General features: G+C 75.9%; 16 protein-coding genes. 9 read left to right on the forward strand and 7 right to left on the reverse strand.

Features of this window, described 5'->3' with window-relative positions; all coding sequences use genetic code 11:
- Window positions 1-68: 68 nt before the first annotated feature.
- Window positions 69-1,490 carry an SDR family NAD(P)-dependent oxidoreductase gene (locus CAE01nite_RS06100; protein WP_146901801.1) on the forward strand — a complete coding sequence of 474 codons (1,422 nt, stop codon included), beginning with the start codon at window positions 69-71 and terminating at the stop codon, window positions 1,488-1,490.
- A gap of 77 nt (window positions 1,491-1,567) precedes the next feature.
- Here CAE01nite_RS06100 and CAE01nite_RS06105 read toward each other — a convergent pair whose 3' ends face one another.
- A complete protein-coding gene (locus CAE01nite_RS06105; RefSeq protein WP_146901518.1) occupies window positions 1,568-1,789 on the reverse strand; it encodes a hypothetical protein in 222 nt (73 codons plus the stop codon).
- A 172-nt stretch (window positions 1,790-1,961) separates the two neighbouring features.
- On the opposite strand from CAE01nite_RS06105, the gene CAE01nite_RS06110 reads away from it, so the two are divergent.
- Together CAE01nite_RS06110 and CAE01nite_RS18730 are read left to right on the forward strand one after the other, a co-directional pair.
- Window positions 1,962-2,411: an ester cyclase gene (locus CAE01nite_RS06110; RefSeq protein WP_146901521.1), complete on the forward strand. Its 450-nt coding sequence runs from the start codon at window positions 1,962-1,964 to the stop codon at window positions 2,409-2,411.
- Between the two features lie 134 nt (window positions 2,412-2,545).
- Entirely contained in the window at window positions 2,546-2,677 is a 132-nt protein-coding gene (locus tag CAE01nite_RS18730; RefSeq protein ID WP_281285564.1) for a hypothetical protein, read from the forward strand.
- A gap of 31 nt (window positions 2,678-2,708) precedes the next feature.
- On the opposite strand, the gene CAE01nite_RS06115 is transcribed toward CAE01nite_RS18730, so the two are convergent.
- Window positions 2,709-3,128, reverse strand: a complete 420-nt coding sequence (locus tag CAE01nite_RS06115; RefSeq protein WP_146901524.1) for a hypothetical protein — start codon at window positions 3,126-3,128, stop codon at window positions 2,709-2,711.
- 89 nt (window positions 3,129-3,217) lie between these two features.
- Window positions 3,218-4,273: a threonine aldolase family protein gene (locus CAE01nite_RS06120; protein ID WP_246131036.1), complete on the reverse strand. Its 1,056-nt coding sequence runs from the start codon at window positions 4,271-4,273 to the stop codon at window positions 3,218-3,220.
- 187 nt (window positions 4,274-4,460) lie between these two features.
- On the opposite strand from CAE01nite_RS06120, the gene CAE01nite_RS06125 reads away from it, so the two are divergent.
- From CAE01nite_RS06125 to CAE01nite_RS06150, 6 genes are all read left to right on the forward strand, one after another.
- Window positions 4,461-5,084: a M15 family metallopeptidase gene (locus tag CAE01nite_RS06125; RefSeq protein WP_146901530.1), complete on the forward strand. Its 624-nt coding sequence runs from the start codon at window positions 4,461-4,463 to the stop codon at window positions 5,082-5,084.
- Between the two features lie 88 nt (window positions 5,085-5,172).
- Complete coding sequence (locus tag CAE01nite_RS18485) at window positions 5,173-5,589, forward strand: hypothetical protein (RefSeq protein WP_246131037.1); 417 nt, start codon at window positions 5,173-5,175, stop codon at window positions 5,587-5,589.
- Between the two features lie 204 nt (window positions 5,590-5,793).
- Window positions 5,794-7,407: a glycosyltransferase gene (locus CAE01nite_RS06135; protein ID WP_146901532.1), complete on the forward strand. Its 1,614-nt coding sequence runs from the start codon at window positions 5,794-5,796 to the stop codon at window positions 7,405-7,407.
- Complete coding sequence (locus CAE01nite_RS06140) at window positions 7,404-7,862, forward strand: hypothetical protein (RefSeq protein ID WP_146901535.1); 459 nt, start codon at window positions 7,404-7,406, stop codon at window positions 7,860-7,862. The genes CAE01nite_RS06135 and CAE01nite_RS06140 overlap by 4 nt, the downstream gene beginning before the upstream one ends.
- A gap of 138 nt (window positions 7,863-8,000) precedes the next feature.
- Window positions 8,001-8,342: a cupin domain-containing protein gene (locus CAE01nite_RS06145; protein ID WP_146901538.1), complete on the forward strand. Its 342-nt coding sequence runs from the start codon at window positions 8,001-8,003 to the stop codon at window positions 8,340-8,342.
- A gap of 58 nt (window positions 8,343-8,400) precedes the next feature.
- Window positions 8,401-9,519, forward strand: coding sequence for an App1 family protein phosphatidate phosphatase (locus tag CAE01nite_RS06150; protein ID WP_246131038.1), 1,119 nt, complete (start codon window positions 8,401-8,403; stop codon window positions 9,517-9,519).
- A 51-nt stretch (window positions 9,520-9,570) separates the two neighbouring features.
- On the opposite strand, the gene CAE01nite_RS06155 is transcribed toward CAE01nite_RS06150, so the two are convergent.
- From CAE01nite_RS06155 to CAE01nite_RS18045, 4 genes are all read right to left on the reverse strand, one after another.
- Window positions 9,571-9,972 (reverse strand): RidA family protein, encoded by a 402-nt coding sequence (locus CAE01nite_RS06155; RefSeq protein ID WP_146901542.1) that lies wholly within the window; start codon window positions 9,970-9,972, stop codon window positions 9,571-9,573.
- Window positions 9,973-10,005: 33 nt separating this feature from the next.
- The gene (locus tag CAE01nite_RS06160; RefSeq protein ID WP_146901545.1) at window positions 10,006-11,286 is read right to left on the reverse strand and encodes a glycosyltransferase; all 1,281 of its coding nucleotides are present in this window, start codon (window positions 11,284-11,286) and stop codon (window positions 10,006-10,008) included.
- Window positions 11,287-11,436: 150 nt separating this feature from the next.
- A complete protein-coding gene (locus CAE01nite_RS06165) occupies window positions 11,437-12,474 on the reverse strand; it encodes an NAD-dependent epimerase/dehydratase family protein (protein ID WP_146901548.1) in 1,038 nt (345 codons plus the stop codon).
- A gap of 55 nt (window positions 12,475-12,529) precedes the next feature.
- Window positions 12,530-12,697, reverse strand: coding sequence for a hypothetical protein (locus CAE01nite_RS18045; protein ID WP_186816441.1), 168 nt, complete (start codon window positions 12,695-12,697; stop codon window positions 12,530-12,532).
- Window positions 12,698-12,740: the final 43 nt, after the last annotated feature.

Consider the following 12,740-nt stretch of genomic DNA (forward strand, 5'->3'; position numbering starts at 1 on the left):
GCAGCTCCACCGACGGCCTGGCGGAGGCCGACCTCGCGCCCGGCGCGATCCGGGTCGCACCGCAGGACATGGCGGTGTTCCTCCGGGTGGTCGCCGAGCTCTCCGCGCTGCCCGCCGACCACCCGGACAACGCGGTCGCGCGGCGGGCGACGTCGGCCCTGTTCAAGGCGGTCAAGAAGGACCGGCGCACGGTGCGCCGGGCGACGGTGAGCGCCGCGGACGCCGCCGTCGTGGCGGCCACCGCGACCGGCAGCCCCGGCCGGATCGACGACGAGACCCGTGGCCTGCCGCTGGTCTCGTCGGCGGCCGGGGCGCTCGCCGGGACGCTGCTGCGGGCACGGCCCTGCTACATCTGCAAGGAGCTGTACCGCGAGGTCGACGCTTTCTACCATCAGCTGTGCCCGCAGTGCGCCGCGCTCAACCGGGCCAAGCGGGACGCCCGCACCGACCTCACCGGCCGGCGCGCGCTGCTGACCGGCGGCCGGGCCAAGATCGGCATGTACATCGCGCTGCGGCTGCTGCGCGACGGTGCCCACACCACGATCACCACGCGGTTCCCGCGCGACGCCGCCCGCCGGTTCGCCGCGATGCCGGACAGCGCCGACTGGCTGGACCGGCTCGACATCGTGGGCATCGACCTGCGCGACCCGGCGCAGGTCGTCGCGCTCGCCGACCGCGTCGCCGCGGCCGGACCGCTGGACGTCCTGGTCAACAACGCCGCGCAGACCGTCCGCCGGCTGCCCGGCGCGTACGGCCCGCTGGCCGACGCCGAGCTCGAGCCGCTCCCGACCGACCGGCCGATGCCCCGCATCACGTCGTTCGGGCACACCAGCGACGCCCATCCGCGCGCGCTGGCCGGGTCGGTCTCGCAGCTGACCGAGACCGTCGTCCGCGGCGGCGGCCCGGACGTCGCGACCCTCGCGCTCACGGCCGAGGCCGCGTCGCTGGAGCGGCTCGTGGCCGGCACGTCCATCGACGCCGGCGGCCTCGTGCCGGACGCCGTCGACCACAACAGCTGGGTCGCGACGGTCGAGGACGTCGACCCCCTCGAGCTGCTCGAGGTCCAGCTGTGCAACCAGACCGCACCGTTCATCCTGGTCAGCCGACTGCGCGCGGCCATGAAGGCGTCGCCGGCGCGGCGCACCCACATCGTCAACGTCTCCGCGATGGAGGGCGTCTTCTCCCGCGGGTACAAGGGCCCGGGACATCCCCACACGAACATGTCCAAGGCCGCGCTGAACATGCTGACCCGCACGAGCGCCGCGGAGATGCTCGCGCAGGACGGCATCCTCATGACCGCCGTCGACACCGGGTGGATCACCGACGAGCGCCCGCACGTCACCAAGGTGCGGCTGGCCGAGGAGGGCTTCCACGCGCCCCTCGACCTGGTCGACGGCGCTGCCCGGGTCTACGACCCCATCGTGCGCGGCGAGGCGGGCGAGGACGTCCACGGGGTGTTCCTCAAGGACTACCGCCCGTCCGGCTGGTAGGCCGCGCCTCACGGCCCGCGGCGTCCCCGCCGGTCCGGCGAGGCGGCGCCCCCGTGGCCCGCCCCGTCGCGGGTCGGTCAGCGGTCGTTCGGGTCCTCGAACGCCGGGTGCGGGTCACGGGTCTCGGGGTCCGCGCGGGTGTCCGTCGCCGCGGCGGCGTCGCCCCACGCCTCGTCGAACTCCAGGTCGCCGGCGCCACCGGTGACCGTCGCCGGGTCGGTCGCCGTGGTGGGCCCGGGGCTGGACGCCCACCCGCCCGTCGGGCCCCCGTCCTGCCGGCCGTGCTCGATGGTCGCCATGGCACCGTCCCCCGCTCGTCGCCGTCCGTGCGTCGGGTCGAGACTGCTCCTCCGTGCAGGCTCGGGTCTACCCCCGGCCGGCGCCCGCGCGGGCGTGGCCGGGTCGCCCCCGCGACGACGTGGTCCACGGCGGCCTCTCGCCGCACCGTTCCGGGGCGCGCCACGATGGCGCATGGCCTACGACACCGACGCCCTGCTGGACCTGTGGACGGCTCCGCCGGACGACGACGCCGCGGCGAGCGCCGCCTTCCGCGCGCTGTACACCGACCCGGTCGTCGTCAACGGCGTCCCGTTGACGGCGTCCGACCTCGTCACCCGCGCCCGCGCGCTGCGCGCCGCGCTGGCTGACCCGGAGCGCGAGGTGCTCGAGCTCGTCGAGGACGGCGACAAGGTCGTCGTGGCGTTCCGCCTCACCGGCCGGCACGTCGGGCCGCTCGGCTCCGCGCTGGGTGCCGTCCCGGCGACCGGGCGGACGGTCAGCATGCGGGTCGTCGACGTCCTCACGCTCGAGGGGGGTCGGATCGCCCGCATCCAGATGGTCGCCGACGAGCTGGGCCTGCTGCTGCAGGCCGGCGCCGTGGCGCTGGTGGATCCGGGACCGCCCTCGCCCGCCGCCGGGTGACCGCCCGCGGGTGGCCGACCGGCTGAGGCACCGCCCGGGTCACCGGCCCGGGCGCAGCGGGTGTGCGGACCGCGGGTCTCGGTGAGACTGACGGCCGACGACCGTGGCCCACGGTCCGCGCTGGGAGGCGACGCGTGCTGAAGCGACTGCTGTGCCGGGTGCTCGGGCACCGTCCGACCAAGGTCCCCCGGGAGGACGAGGGCGGCTGGACCATGCGGTGCGCGCGCTGCGGCCTGGAGGGGACGGGGCGGCCCCGCCCCCGCTGACCGGGGTTGCGACCGCCGCGCTGCGGGCGGCTCAGCGGCCGAGCAGCCGGCGCCACCACGGCCGGTCGTCGTCGTCGGCCTCCTCGGGCGGCGCGTCCGCGGGCGGCCGGGACCCCGCGGTCAGCACCTCACCGGTCTCGGTGTCGAACGGGGTCAGCCCCAGGGACCGGCACACGTCCAGCACGACGGGCACCGCGCCCGCGCCGCCGGTGATGTAGAAGGTCACGTCGTGCACGCGGATGCCCTTGCCGAGGGCGATCTCGACCTGGTGGTCCGGACCGCTCAGCCGCAGCCACCGCGGGTCGGAGGTGTCCAGGTGCGGCGCCACCTCCCGGACGGCCGCGACGACGTCGTCCGGCTCCCCGATCGCCGGGCCGGTGTAGCCGTCGGGGATCTGCTCCACGGAGCGTGCGCCACGCGGCGCACGCAGGGCGTACACGTCCCAGGTCATGGCACGCATTGTGGCGCACGGGCCATCGGCTCCGGGGCCCGATGCGCCGCGGGACCGGCCGGAGCCGTCACGCCCCGTCCACCAACAGCTCAGGCGACCAGGGCGGTCTCCTGCGCGATCGCGTCGGCGAACGCGTCGACGTCGTCCTCGCTGGTGTCGAACGCGCACATCCAGCGCACCTCGCCGGTCGCCTGGTTCCAGTCGTAGAACCGGAACCGCGGCCGCAGACGGTCCGCGACCCCCGGCGGCAGGACGGCGAACACCGCGTTGGCCTGCGGGACGTTGGTCACCGTGACGCCCGGGATCTCGCGCACGGCCTCGTACAGCCGCATCGCCATGGCGTTGGCGTGCCGGGCCGAGCGCAGCCACAGGTCGCCGTCGAACAGCGCCAGCAGCTGGGCGGACATGAACCGCATCTTGGACGACAGCTGCATGTCGACCTTGCGCAGGTAGGTCAGCCCGGACGAGGCCGTCGGGTCCAGCACGACGACCGCCTCCGCGCCGAGGAGACCGTTCTTCGTCCCGCCCAGGGACAGCACGTCCACGCCCGCGTCCGTGGTCAGCGCGCGCAGCGGGACGTCCAGCGCCGCCGCGGCGTTCGACAGGCGCGAGCCGTCCATGTGCACCCGCAGGCCCAGGGCGTGCGCGTGCTCGGTGACCGCCCGGATCTCGGCCACGGAGTAGACGGTGCCCACCTCGGTGCTCTGCGTGATGGAGACGACGCCGGGCTGTGCACGGTGCTCGTCCCCGAAGCCCCACGCCTGCCGGTCGACGAGCTCGGGGGTCAGCTTGCCGTCCGGGGTCGGGACGGTGAGCAGCTTCAGCCCGCCGACACGCTCCGGCGCGCCGTTCTCGTCGGTGTTGATGTGCGCGGACTCCGCGCAGATGACCGCGCCCCACCGCGGCACCATCGACTGCAGCGAGAGCACGTTCGCGCCGGTCCCGTTGAACACCGGCAGGACCTCGACCGGGGCGCCGAAGTGACCCGACAGCACGTCCTGCAGCCGCGCGGTGTACGCGTCGGCGCCGTACGCGGTCTGGTGGCCGCCGTTCGCAGCGGCGAGCGCGGCGAGGACCTCGGGGTGCACGCCGGCGTAGTTGTCCGAGGCGAACCCGCGGACGGTGGGGTCATGGAGCGTCGTCACCCGCCCATCCTCCCGCACCCCGGACGGTGCCCCGCACGGCGCCGGACGGGCCGGACGGCGTCCCCGCACGGCGCCGGACGGCGTCCCCGCACCGCGGGACCGCGCCTGCCGGTCCGCCGGTTGCCTCAGGTACGGGGCTCGCCCGCCGATGGGCAGGTGTACGCAGACCACCACGGACAGGACATCAGTGGACGGCATCGCCGCGATCACCAGCCGCATCGCCGAGATCCGGGGCACCCTCGCCTCGGTCGGGACCCCCCCGGTCACCCGGGCGGCGGCCACGTCGTCGACCACCATGACCGGTGCGACGACGGCCACGGGCGGGATCGCCAGGACGTTCGCCTCCGCCCTGGCCACCGAGGTCGCGCAGCAGACGACGTCCGTCGGCGCCCCCCGCGGGACGCTCAACGCCCAGGGCGACCCGGCGGACCTGGCGATGTACGGCAACGGCAAGGTCCCGACCGACGCGCTGTCCTCCATCGGCAACGGGCACCGCATGTGGGCGCCCGCGGCGCGCCAGTACGAGCAGCTCGCCGCCGCCGCCGCCCGGGACGGGGTGACCATCGGCGTCACGGACTCCTACCGGACCTACGAGGCGCAGGTCGACCTGGCCGAGCGGAAGGGGCTGTACTCCCAGGGCGGGCTGGCCGCGAAGCCGGGGACGTCCGACCACGGCTGGGGCCGCAGCCTGGACCTCAGGCTGGACAGCGAGGCGCTCACCTGGATGCGCGCGAACGGCGCCACCTACGGCTTCAAGGAGGACGTGCCGCGCGAGTCGTGGCACTGGACCTACTACCCGCCGGGGTCCTGACCCGGGCGGGACCGCACCGGGTCCGCGCCGGGACCGCGCCATGGGGCAGGATGTCGCCGCACGTGGACCGAGCGGTGGAGGAGCGGACGTGGACGGGGTCGAGCCGGTCAGCGCGGACATCCGCCGCGTCGGTGCGCGGGTGCGCACGGAGCACCACACCGTCGGCGTCGTGCGCACGCTGCCCGGGGACGTCAACCAGCTCGACTGCGCCTGCGGCGTCACGCTGACGAACGGGCCGGGCTGGTCGTTGGACGAGCACCTGCGCCTGCACCGGGCCGAGGTGAAGTACGAGGCGCTGCTGGCGGTCGCGCACCCCGCGATGCCGCTGAGCCGGACCGCGCTCGGCTCCCCCGGCGCCCGTGCCCTGGACGCGCTGCTCGCCGACGACACCGCGGGCGCCCACGCAGCCCTCACCGGGGTCGACGACGACGACCGCCGGCACCTGCGCACGGCTGCGCTCCGGCTGGCCGCCGTCGTCGACGAGGGCCCCGCCGACCGGGCCTGACCAGCCCCGGGACAGGCCCGCGCCAGGCCCGCACCGGGCCCGCGGGCAGCCGACCCGTGCCGGGCGCCGGCCCGTGCCCACCCCGACTTCACCCGCCGCCATCAGGGTGATCGCGCGCCCCGATCCCGATGCCACCCCGCGTCCCTGTCGACGGGAGGGCCGGACCCGCACGCCGTGCGGGCGACGGCCCGAGGGATGGTTCACATGCAGCACGACGGTCCGGGGGGCGTCGCGGCTCCCGAGCGCGGCGAGCACACCGCGCGTCCGCGGACGACCGAGAGGATCCCGGACCCGCGCCCGCCCGAGGATCCGGTCGCCCGCGATGAGAGCCACGCCGAGGCCGGGCCGCCGGCCCGTCCGGCACGGACCCCGTGGCTGCAGCGAGCGGTCGGGCTGGTCGTGCTCGGGCTCGCGGGCGCCGCGGCGACGCTGCTGTGGGTGACGGTCGGCGCGGGCATCCCCGAGCGTGAGGCGAGCCCGGTGCACGCGACGGTCCTCGGCCTGTGGGACGTCCTCTACGACACCCAGGTCCCCACGCCACGGGTCATGCTGGCGGCGGTCGCGCTCGCCGTCCTGCTCGCTGCCGGTGTCGCCCTGCTCGAGAAGCGGATCGCGGACCGGTCGCGCCGGTCCGCCACCCTCCGCGTCCCGCTCGCACCGAAGAACGTCATGGCGAGCAACCGCGGGGTGTACGCCGGCCCCGTGACCGTCACCGTGCTGGTGCCGGCCCACGACGAGGAGGCGTCGCTGCCCGCCACCATCCGCTCGCTGCAGGCCCAGTCGCACCGCCCCGAGCGCATCGTCGTGGTGGCGGACAACTGCACGGACGGCACGGTGGCCGTCGCGCTCGCGGCCGGCGTGGAGGTGATCGAGTCGGTCGGGAACACCCACAAGAAGGCGGGTGCGCTCAACCAGGCGCTGCGCCGGATCCTGCCCGACCAGGGTGACAACGACGTCGTCATGATCATGGACGCCGACACCCGGCTGGACGACGGGTTCCTCGAGGCCGCGGTCGCGCGGATGACCTCCGACCGTGCCCTGCTGGCCGTCGGCGGCCTGTTCTACGGCGAGGAGGGCGCGGGGCTCATCGGCCAGTTCCAGCGCAACGAGTACATCCGCTACTCCCGTGAGCTGCGGCGGCGTCGCGGCCGGGTCTACGTCCTGACCGGGACGGCGTCCCTGTTCCGCCCGATCGCCCTGCGGACCGTGGCGCAGAGCCGCGGGACCGCGCTTCCGGGGACCCCCGGTGACGTCTACGACACGGCAGCCCTCACCGAGGACAACGAGCTCACGCTCGCGCTGAAGTCGCTGGGGGCGCTGATGATCTCGCCCTCGGAGTGCACGGTGGTCACCGAGGTCATGCCCACCTGGCGGACGCTGTGGGCGCAGCGGCTGCGCTGGCAGCGCGGTGCGCTGGAGAACCTCGGGGCGTACGGCGTGACGCCCCAGACCTTCCGCTACTGGGCGCAGCAGCTCGGCATCGGCTACGGCGTCATCGCGCTCGGGTCGTACTTCACGCTGATGGCGCTCGCGCTGGCGACCACCGACCACTGGGTCTGGTTCCCGTTCTGGATGGGGCTGGGGCTGGTCTTCGCCGTGGAGCGCGTCGTGACGGTGTGGAGGGGCGGCTGGCGCGCCCGGCTGCTCGCCCTCCTGGTCGTCCCCGAGCTGCTGTTCGACGCCTTCCTGGACGCCGTGTACGTCAAGGGCATCATCGACATCTCCGTCGGCCGGCAGGCGACGTGGAAGCACGTCGTGCACACGGCGCCCGCGGCGGCGGGTCAGGCGCGCCTCGGCGAGCCGGTCGGTGCACGATGAGCGCCGCCCTGCTGTCGGTGGTCGACACCGGCGCACTGCTCCCCGCGACGGTCATGCACGCGGGGGCCGTCCGCGTCCTGCAGGCCTTCGTCACCATCAACACGGTCATGTACTGCGCGCTCGCGGTCGCCAAGATCCTGCCGCGGCTGCACCCGTCGACGTGGCTGCGCAAGCCCCGGCACCGAGCCGAGGAGCGTGGCATCCACCCGGCCGCCCCGGCGCGGACCCCGGACGCCGCACCCGCGGCGGCTGCTGCCGCCGGACCCGCCGCGACGGCCGCCGACGGACCGCGCGGCGGCGCGGTCCACGCGGCACCGCACCGCTGGGCCCACGCGCCCGCGACGACGCGCAGCGGTGAGCACCACGGCCCGTCCCGGCCGCCCGTCGCCGACCGCCGGCGCCCGGACCGCCGGTCGACCCGGCGCTCGACGGGTCGGCCGGGCCAGGGGGCCTGACGAGGCCGGGTGGTCGGGCACGCGCTTCGGCCGCCGGTGCGGGCACCGGCGCCCGCGCCCGCCCGTGCGGGCGTCGCTCCCCCGCGCCGCCGCCGGGTGGGCTGGCTAGCCTGGCGGCACTACGACGACGGAGGACCCGTGCCCGACCTTGCCGCCCTCACCCGGACCCACCTGGCGGCTGCCCGCGCCGCCGCGAACGGCCGCAGCACCGAGCTGATCGTCCACGACCACCAGCTGCGCCAGACCGTCATCGCCCTCACCGAGCGGCAGGCCCTGAGCGAGCACAACGCACCGCCGGCCGCGACGATCCAGGTCCTGCTGGGCAGCGTCCGGGTGGCCGCCCGCCAGGACGTCGACGACGTGGTGCGTGCGGGCGAGCTGGCGCAGCTCACGCACGAGCGCCACGCGGTCGAGGCCCTCGAGGACACCGTCTTCCTGCTCACCACGGTGACCGGGATCCCGGAGGGGACGCGCGGCTGACGCCGCTGCCGGGCGCCGTTCCCGCGCGTCGGGGACCGCGTCCGGCCAGGATGGGCCGGTGACCGACGAGACCCTGCCGCCCGGACCTCCCGCCCGTCCCACCGACCCGGACCCGCCCACGTCCAGCCGACCGCACCGGGCGGCGCGGCTCGAGGACGCGTTCAACCGGGCGATCGCCCGACGCCTGTGGTCGATGGGCTGGCGCACGCGCGTGGAGCCGTACCTCGGCTACGGCGGCCCCGGCTGGGTGCGGGTCATGGCGCGCACCGTGCTGTCGCCGCCGCGCCGGCTGGACGGCGAGCCGAGCGCGCTCGCCCCGCGCGACGAGCCGGCCCGGGCGGTGCGCGGCTGGCGCAGCCTGGCGACGGCGCAGGTGCCCGGCGCCGTCGTGGAGGTGCGCGCCGGGACGCAGGTGCACCGGGTGACGTCCGACCGCGGTGGCTACGTCGACACGATCGTCGACTCCGACCTGCCGCCGGGCTGGCACGAGGTGACGCTCACCGTGCCGAGCGGCACCGTCACCGCACGCGTGCGCGTGGTGTCCCCCGACGCGCGGATCGGTCTGGTCAGCGACATCGACGACACCGTGATGGTGACGACCATGCCGCGTCCGCTGCTCGCGGCGTGGAACACGTTCGTGCTGAACGAGACCGCACGCCGGCCGGTCGAGGGCATGGCGAAGCTGTACCACCGCGTGCTCGAGGAGCACCCCGACGCCCCCGTGCTGTACCTGTCGACGGGTGCGTGGAACGTGGCGCCGACGCTCGGACGCTTCCTGGCGCGGCACGGCTACCCCGCCGGGCCGCTGCTGCTGACCGACTGGGGACCGACCAACACGGGCTGGTTCCGCAGCGGCCGCGCCCACAAGCTGGGCAGTCTCGACCGCCTGCTGCGCGAGCTGCCCGGCATCCGCTGGGTGCTCGTGGGCGACGACGGGCAGCACGACCCGGAGATCTACGACCGGGTCGCGCACGAGCACCCCGACCGGGTGCGCGCCGTGGCGATCCGGCAGCTGACACCTGCCGAGCACACGCTCGCCGCCGGGACGCCGCAGGCCGCGCCGGACGCGACCGAGGCGCAGCGCCGGACCGCCGAGGTCGTCCCCGTGGTCCGGGGCGGCGACGGTGACGCGATCTGGTCAGGGCTGCAGGCGATCCGCGACCGGCTGGACGACTGACGCCCCGCCCGGCCGGTCCCGGTCCGCGCCGGCAGGCGTCCGGCGCCGACGTCAGCGCAGCACGGCGGCGACCGCGCTGATCTCCACGAGCGCGCCCGGCACGCCGAGCCGCGCCACGAACGCCGCGGTCACCAGCGCCGGGTCGTCCGAGGCGAGCCGGGGCGCGATCGCGGCGTAGCCCGCCGCGAGGTCCGCGCCGTCGACGAAGAGCACGGTCCACTGGACGACGTCGGCGAGGGTCGCGCCGACGGCGGCGAGCGCGGTGACGGCGTTGTCGAGGGCGCGGATCGACTGGGCCGCCACGTCACCCTCCCCGACGAGCGAGCCCTGGGCGTCGACGGCGTCCTGACCGCCGACGTAGATGGTCGTCGCACCCGGGGGCACGACGGCGACGTGGCTGAAGACCGGGCTCCGGACGAGTCCCGGGGGGCGAAGGCGCTGCACGGTGTCCATGTCCCCACCGTGGCACGGACCACCGACACGCGGTCAGGGCAGGTGCGCCTCGAGCAGGTCGGCGGCGGCACGCGTCCCGCCGAGGGACCGCAGCTCGGCTCCCAGGCGCGCGGCCGCGGTGCGGTACCCCGGGTCGGTGGTGACGGCACGGAAGGCGGCGGTGATCGCCGCAGGCCGCGGCCTCCCGGTGCGCAGGTTGACGCCCGCGCCGTGCCAGCCGACGCGGGCGGCGATCTCGGGCTTGTCCAGGTCCCCACCCGCGACCACCAGCGGGATGTCGTGCCGCAGGGCCTGCAGCACGGCACCGAGGCCGCCGTTGGTGATCATCACCGCGGTGCGGGGCAGCAGGTCGGGGTAGGGCACCATCGGCGCGACGCGCGCGTTCGCGGGCAGCGGCCCCGGCAGCGGGGCGGTGCGGTGGCCGAGCCCGACGACGACCAGGGCGTCCTCGTCGGCGAGGGCCTCCAGGGCGGGCAGGATCAGGTCGCGCGGGTCGACGTTCGCGGTGCCCTGCGTCACGTGGACGACGGGGACCGTGGCGCCCGTGACGTCGTCCCACCAGTCCGGCAGCGCGGAGCTGGGGCTCGCCGCCGGGGCGCCGTCGTCCGTCAGGTCGCCCACGAACCGGATGTGCCCCGGGAGGTCGCTGCGCGGGTAGTCGAGGCCCGCAGAGCCCGCCGCCACGACGAGCTGCGGCGAGAACCACATGGTGGCGAACGTCCCGCCGTCGGGGGGCAGCGCGACCCGGCGGCGGGTGCGCTGGTACAGCCGTGTCAGCGGCAGGGTCGCGGCGGCGGAGGCCGCCCCGAGGACCGTGTCGCGCACCCGCCCGAGCGGACCGCGACCCGGGACGAGCCCGAGCCCGGTCGGCGGGATGCCCTTGCCGGGCGGCCAGACGGCGATCGGCGAGACCGACGCCCAGCGCGAGCCGAGCTTCTCCGCCGCGAAGCGGGTGCCCAGCGCCATCGGGTCCCCCGCGAGCAGGTCCCACGGCTCGCGCGCGTGGATCGCCAGGAGGTCCGTGCACTGCGCCGGGGCGGTGCCCAGGAACAGGTCCTCCAGGTTGACCACCACCTGGCGGAAGCCCTTGCGGTCCCGCATGCGCGGGAACGTCGCGGCGTAGTCGCGCTCGTCGAAGTCCGGCGCCGCCTGCCAGGGCAGGGACCGGGCGCCGACCGCCTCGATCTGGTCGGTGTACGAGCGCCCGGTGTACACGCGCACGTCGTGGCCCCGCCGGACGAGCTCCGCGGCCACCGCGCGGATCGGACGGACATGGCCCGCGAACGGCATCGCCGTCATCATGATCGACGCCACCGCAGGAGTGTTCCACGGTGCGTGCGACCGCGACCCGCTTTTCCCGGGGCGGGTGTCGCCCTCTGGCCGGGTCGGCCGTCGACCCGCTCGCGGAGCAGGTCGGCGCGGCCGTCGAGCCGCGCCGCCCCACTCCCGTCCGGCGCCTGTGGTCTAGCGGCCCCGCGGACGCAGCGGCGGGCTGCCACCACCGTCACCGGCGGCGATGCCGTCCACGATCTCGCGCAGCGCGCGGGCGGCGGGGATCGTCGGCGCCCAGCCCAGGTCGTGCCGGGCCCGGGAGGTGTCCAGCACCGGGATCTGCAGGGCGAGGTCGACCCAGCCCGGGCTGACCGGGACGGCCCGGGCGTGCCAGGCCGCCGCGACCGCGTTCCGCGCGACGGTCGGGGACACGTCGAGCAGGCGCCCGCCCGCGAGCATGTCCGCGACGTCCTGGCCGTGCAGGACGCCGTCGGCGGCGATGTTGAACGCCCCCCGCTGCCGGCGCACGACGACCTCGCGGTAGGCGGCTGCCACGTCGTCGGCGTGCACGGCCTGCAGCCGCAGACCGGTCGGCCAGGGCAGGGACGGCAGCTCCTCCGCGAGCATGCGGGCGGGGAACAGCCGCCCGAGGAAGTACCGCTGGATCTCGGCACCGGCGTGCTTCTGGAAGATGAGCGCCGGGCGCAGCCGGGCGATCGCGAGGTCCGGCTGCAGCATCTCCGCCTCGTCGAGCAGGCGCTCGACGGCGGCCTTGTCGACGCTGTACTCCGAGCTGCGGATCCCCTCGGTCGGCCACTGCTCGCGGCGGGGCACGTCGTCGGGCGCGGGCGAGTACGCCCCGACCGACGACGCCACGACCAGCTGCGGCACCCCGGCGCGGCGCACCGCCTCGATGACCCGGCGCGTCCCCTCGACGTTCGTCAGCCGCAGGGCGCTGCGCATGTGGCTCGGCTGGATGAGCCAGGCCAGGTGCACGACGGCGTCGGCGCCCGCGAACGCCTCGGTCAGCCGGTCGACGACCGGGGCGTCCTCACCGGGACGGCCGATGTCGCACTGCACCCACTCGGCGACGTCGTACGGCGCCGGGAGCCGGCCGTCCGGGACGCGGCGCGCGATCCCGGCGACCGAGGTGATCGTCTCGTCGGCGCCGAACCGGCGCAGCAGCGCGGTGCCCGCGTTGCCGCTGGCACCGACGACCGCGACCCTCACCGCGTCACCCCACGGGGTGTCGTGGCGCTCCCGGTCACCTCAGGCAGCGTGCCGCTCACTCGGTGTCGCGCGGGTTCAGCATGCCGGGATCGGCGTCGGGGTCCCCCGACACGTCCGCGTCCTCGGCTCCCTCGGCCCGCGGGTTGAGCATGTCGGGGTCGGTGTCGGCGTCCTGGTCCGGGTCGTAGGGCACCTCGGACGGGTTCTGGGTGTTCTCGCTCATGCGACAAAAGTGCCACTGACCTGCGACGGCCGCGACCGCAGGC

Source organism: Cellulomonas aerilata, from assembly GCF_007991755.1.
GTDB classification, from domain to species: domain Bacteria; phylum Actinomycetota; class Actinomycetes; order Actinomycetales; family Cellulomonadaceae; genus Pengzhenrongella; species Pengzhenrongella aerilata.

Excerpts from the sequence above, each read along its gene's own strand:
- CAE01nite_RS06105 (WP_146901518.1), bottom strand. The coding sequence starts at position 1,789 with ATGGCGACCATCGAGCACGGCCGGCAGGACGGGGGCCCGACGGGCGGG.
- CAE01nite_RS06110 (WP_146901521.1), top strand. The coding sequence starts at position 1,962 with ATGGCCTACGACACCGACGCCCTGCTGGACCTGTGGACGGCTCCGCCG.
- CAE01nite_RS06140 (WP_146901535.1), top strand. The coding sequence starts at position 7,404 with ATGAGCGCCGCCCTGCTGTCGGTGGTCGACACCGGCGCACTGCTCCCC.
- CAE01nite_RS06100 (WP_146901801.1), top strand. The coding sequence starts at position 69 with ATGGCGGTGTTCCTCCGGGTGGTCGCCGAGCTCTCCGCGCTGCCCGCC.
- CAE01nite_RS06135 (WP_146901532.1), top strand. The coding sequence starts at position 5,794 with ATGCAGCACGACGGTCCGGGGGGCGTCGCGGCTCCCGAGCGCGGCGAG.
- CAE01nite_RS06155 (WP_146901542.1), bottom strand. The coding sequence starts at position 9,972 with ATGGACACCGTGCAGCGCCTTCGCCCCCCGGGACTCGTCCGGAGCCCG.
- CAE01nite_RS18045 (WP_186816441.1), bottom strand. The coding sequence starts at position 12,697 with ATGAGCGAGAACACCCAGAACCCGTCCGAGGTGCCCTACGACCCGGAC.
- CAE01nite_RS06115 (WP_146901524.1), bottom strand. The coding sequence starts at position 3,128 with ATGACCTGGGACGTGTACGCCCTGCGTGCGCCGCGTGGCGCACGCTCC.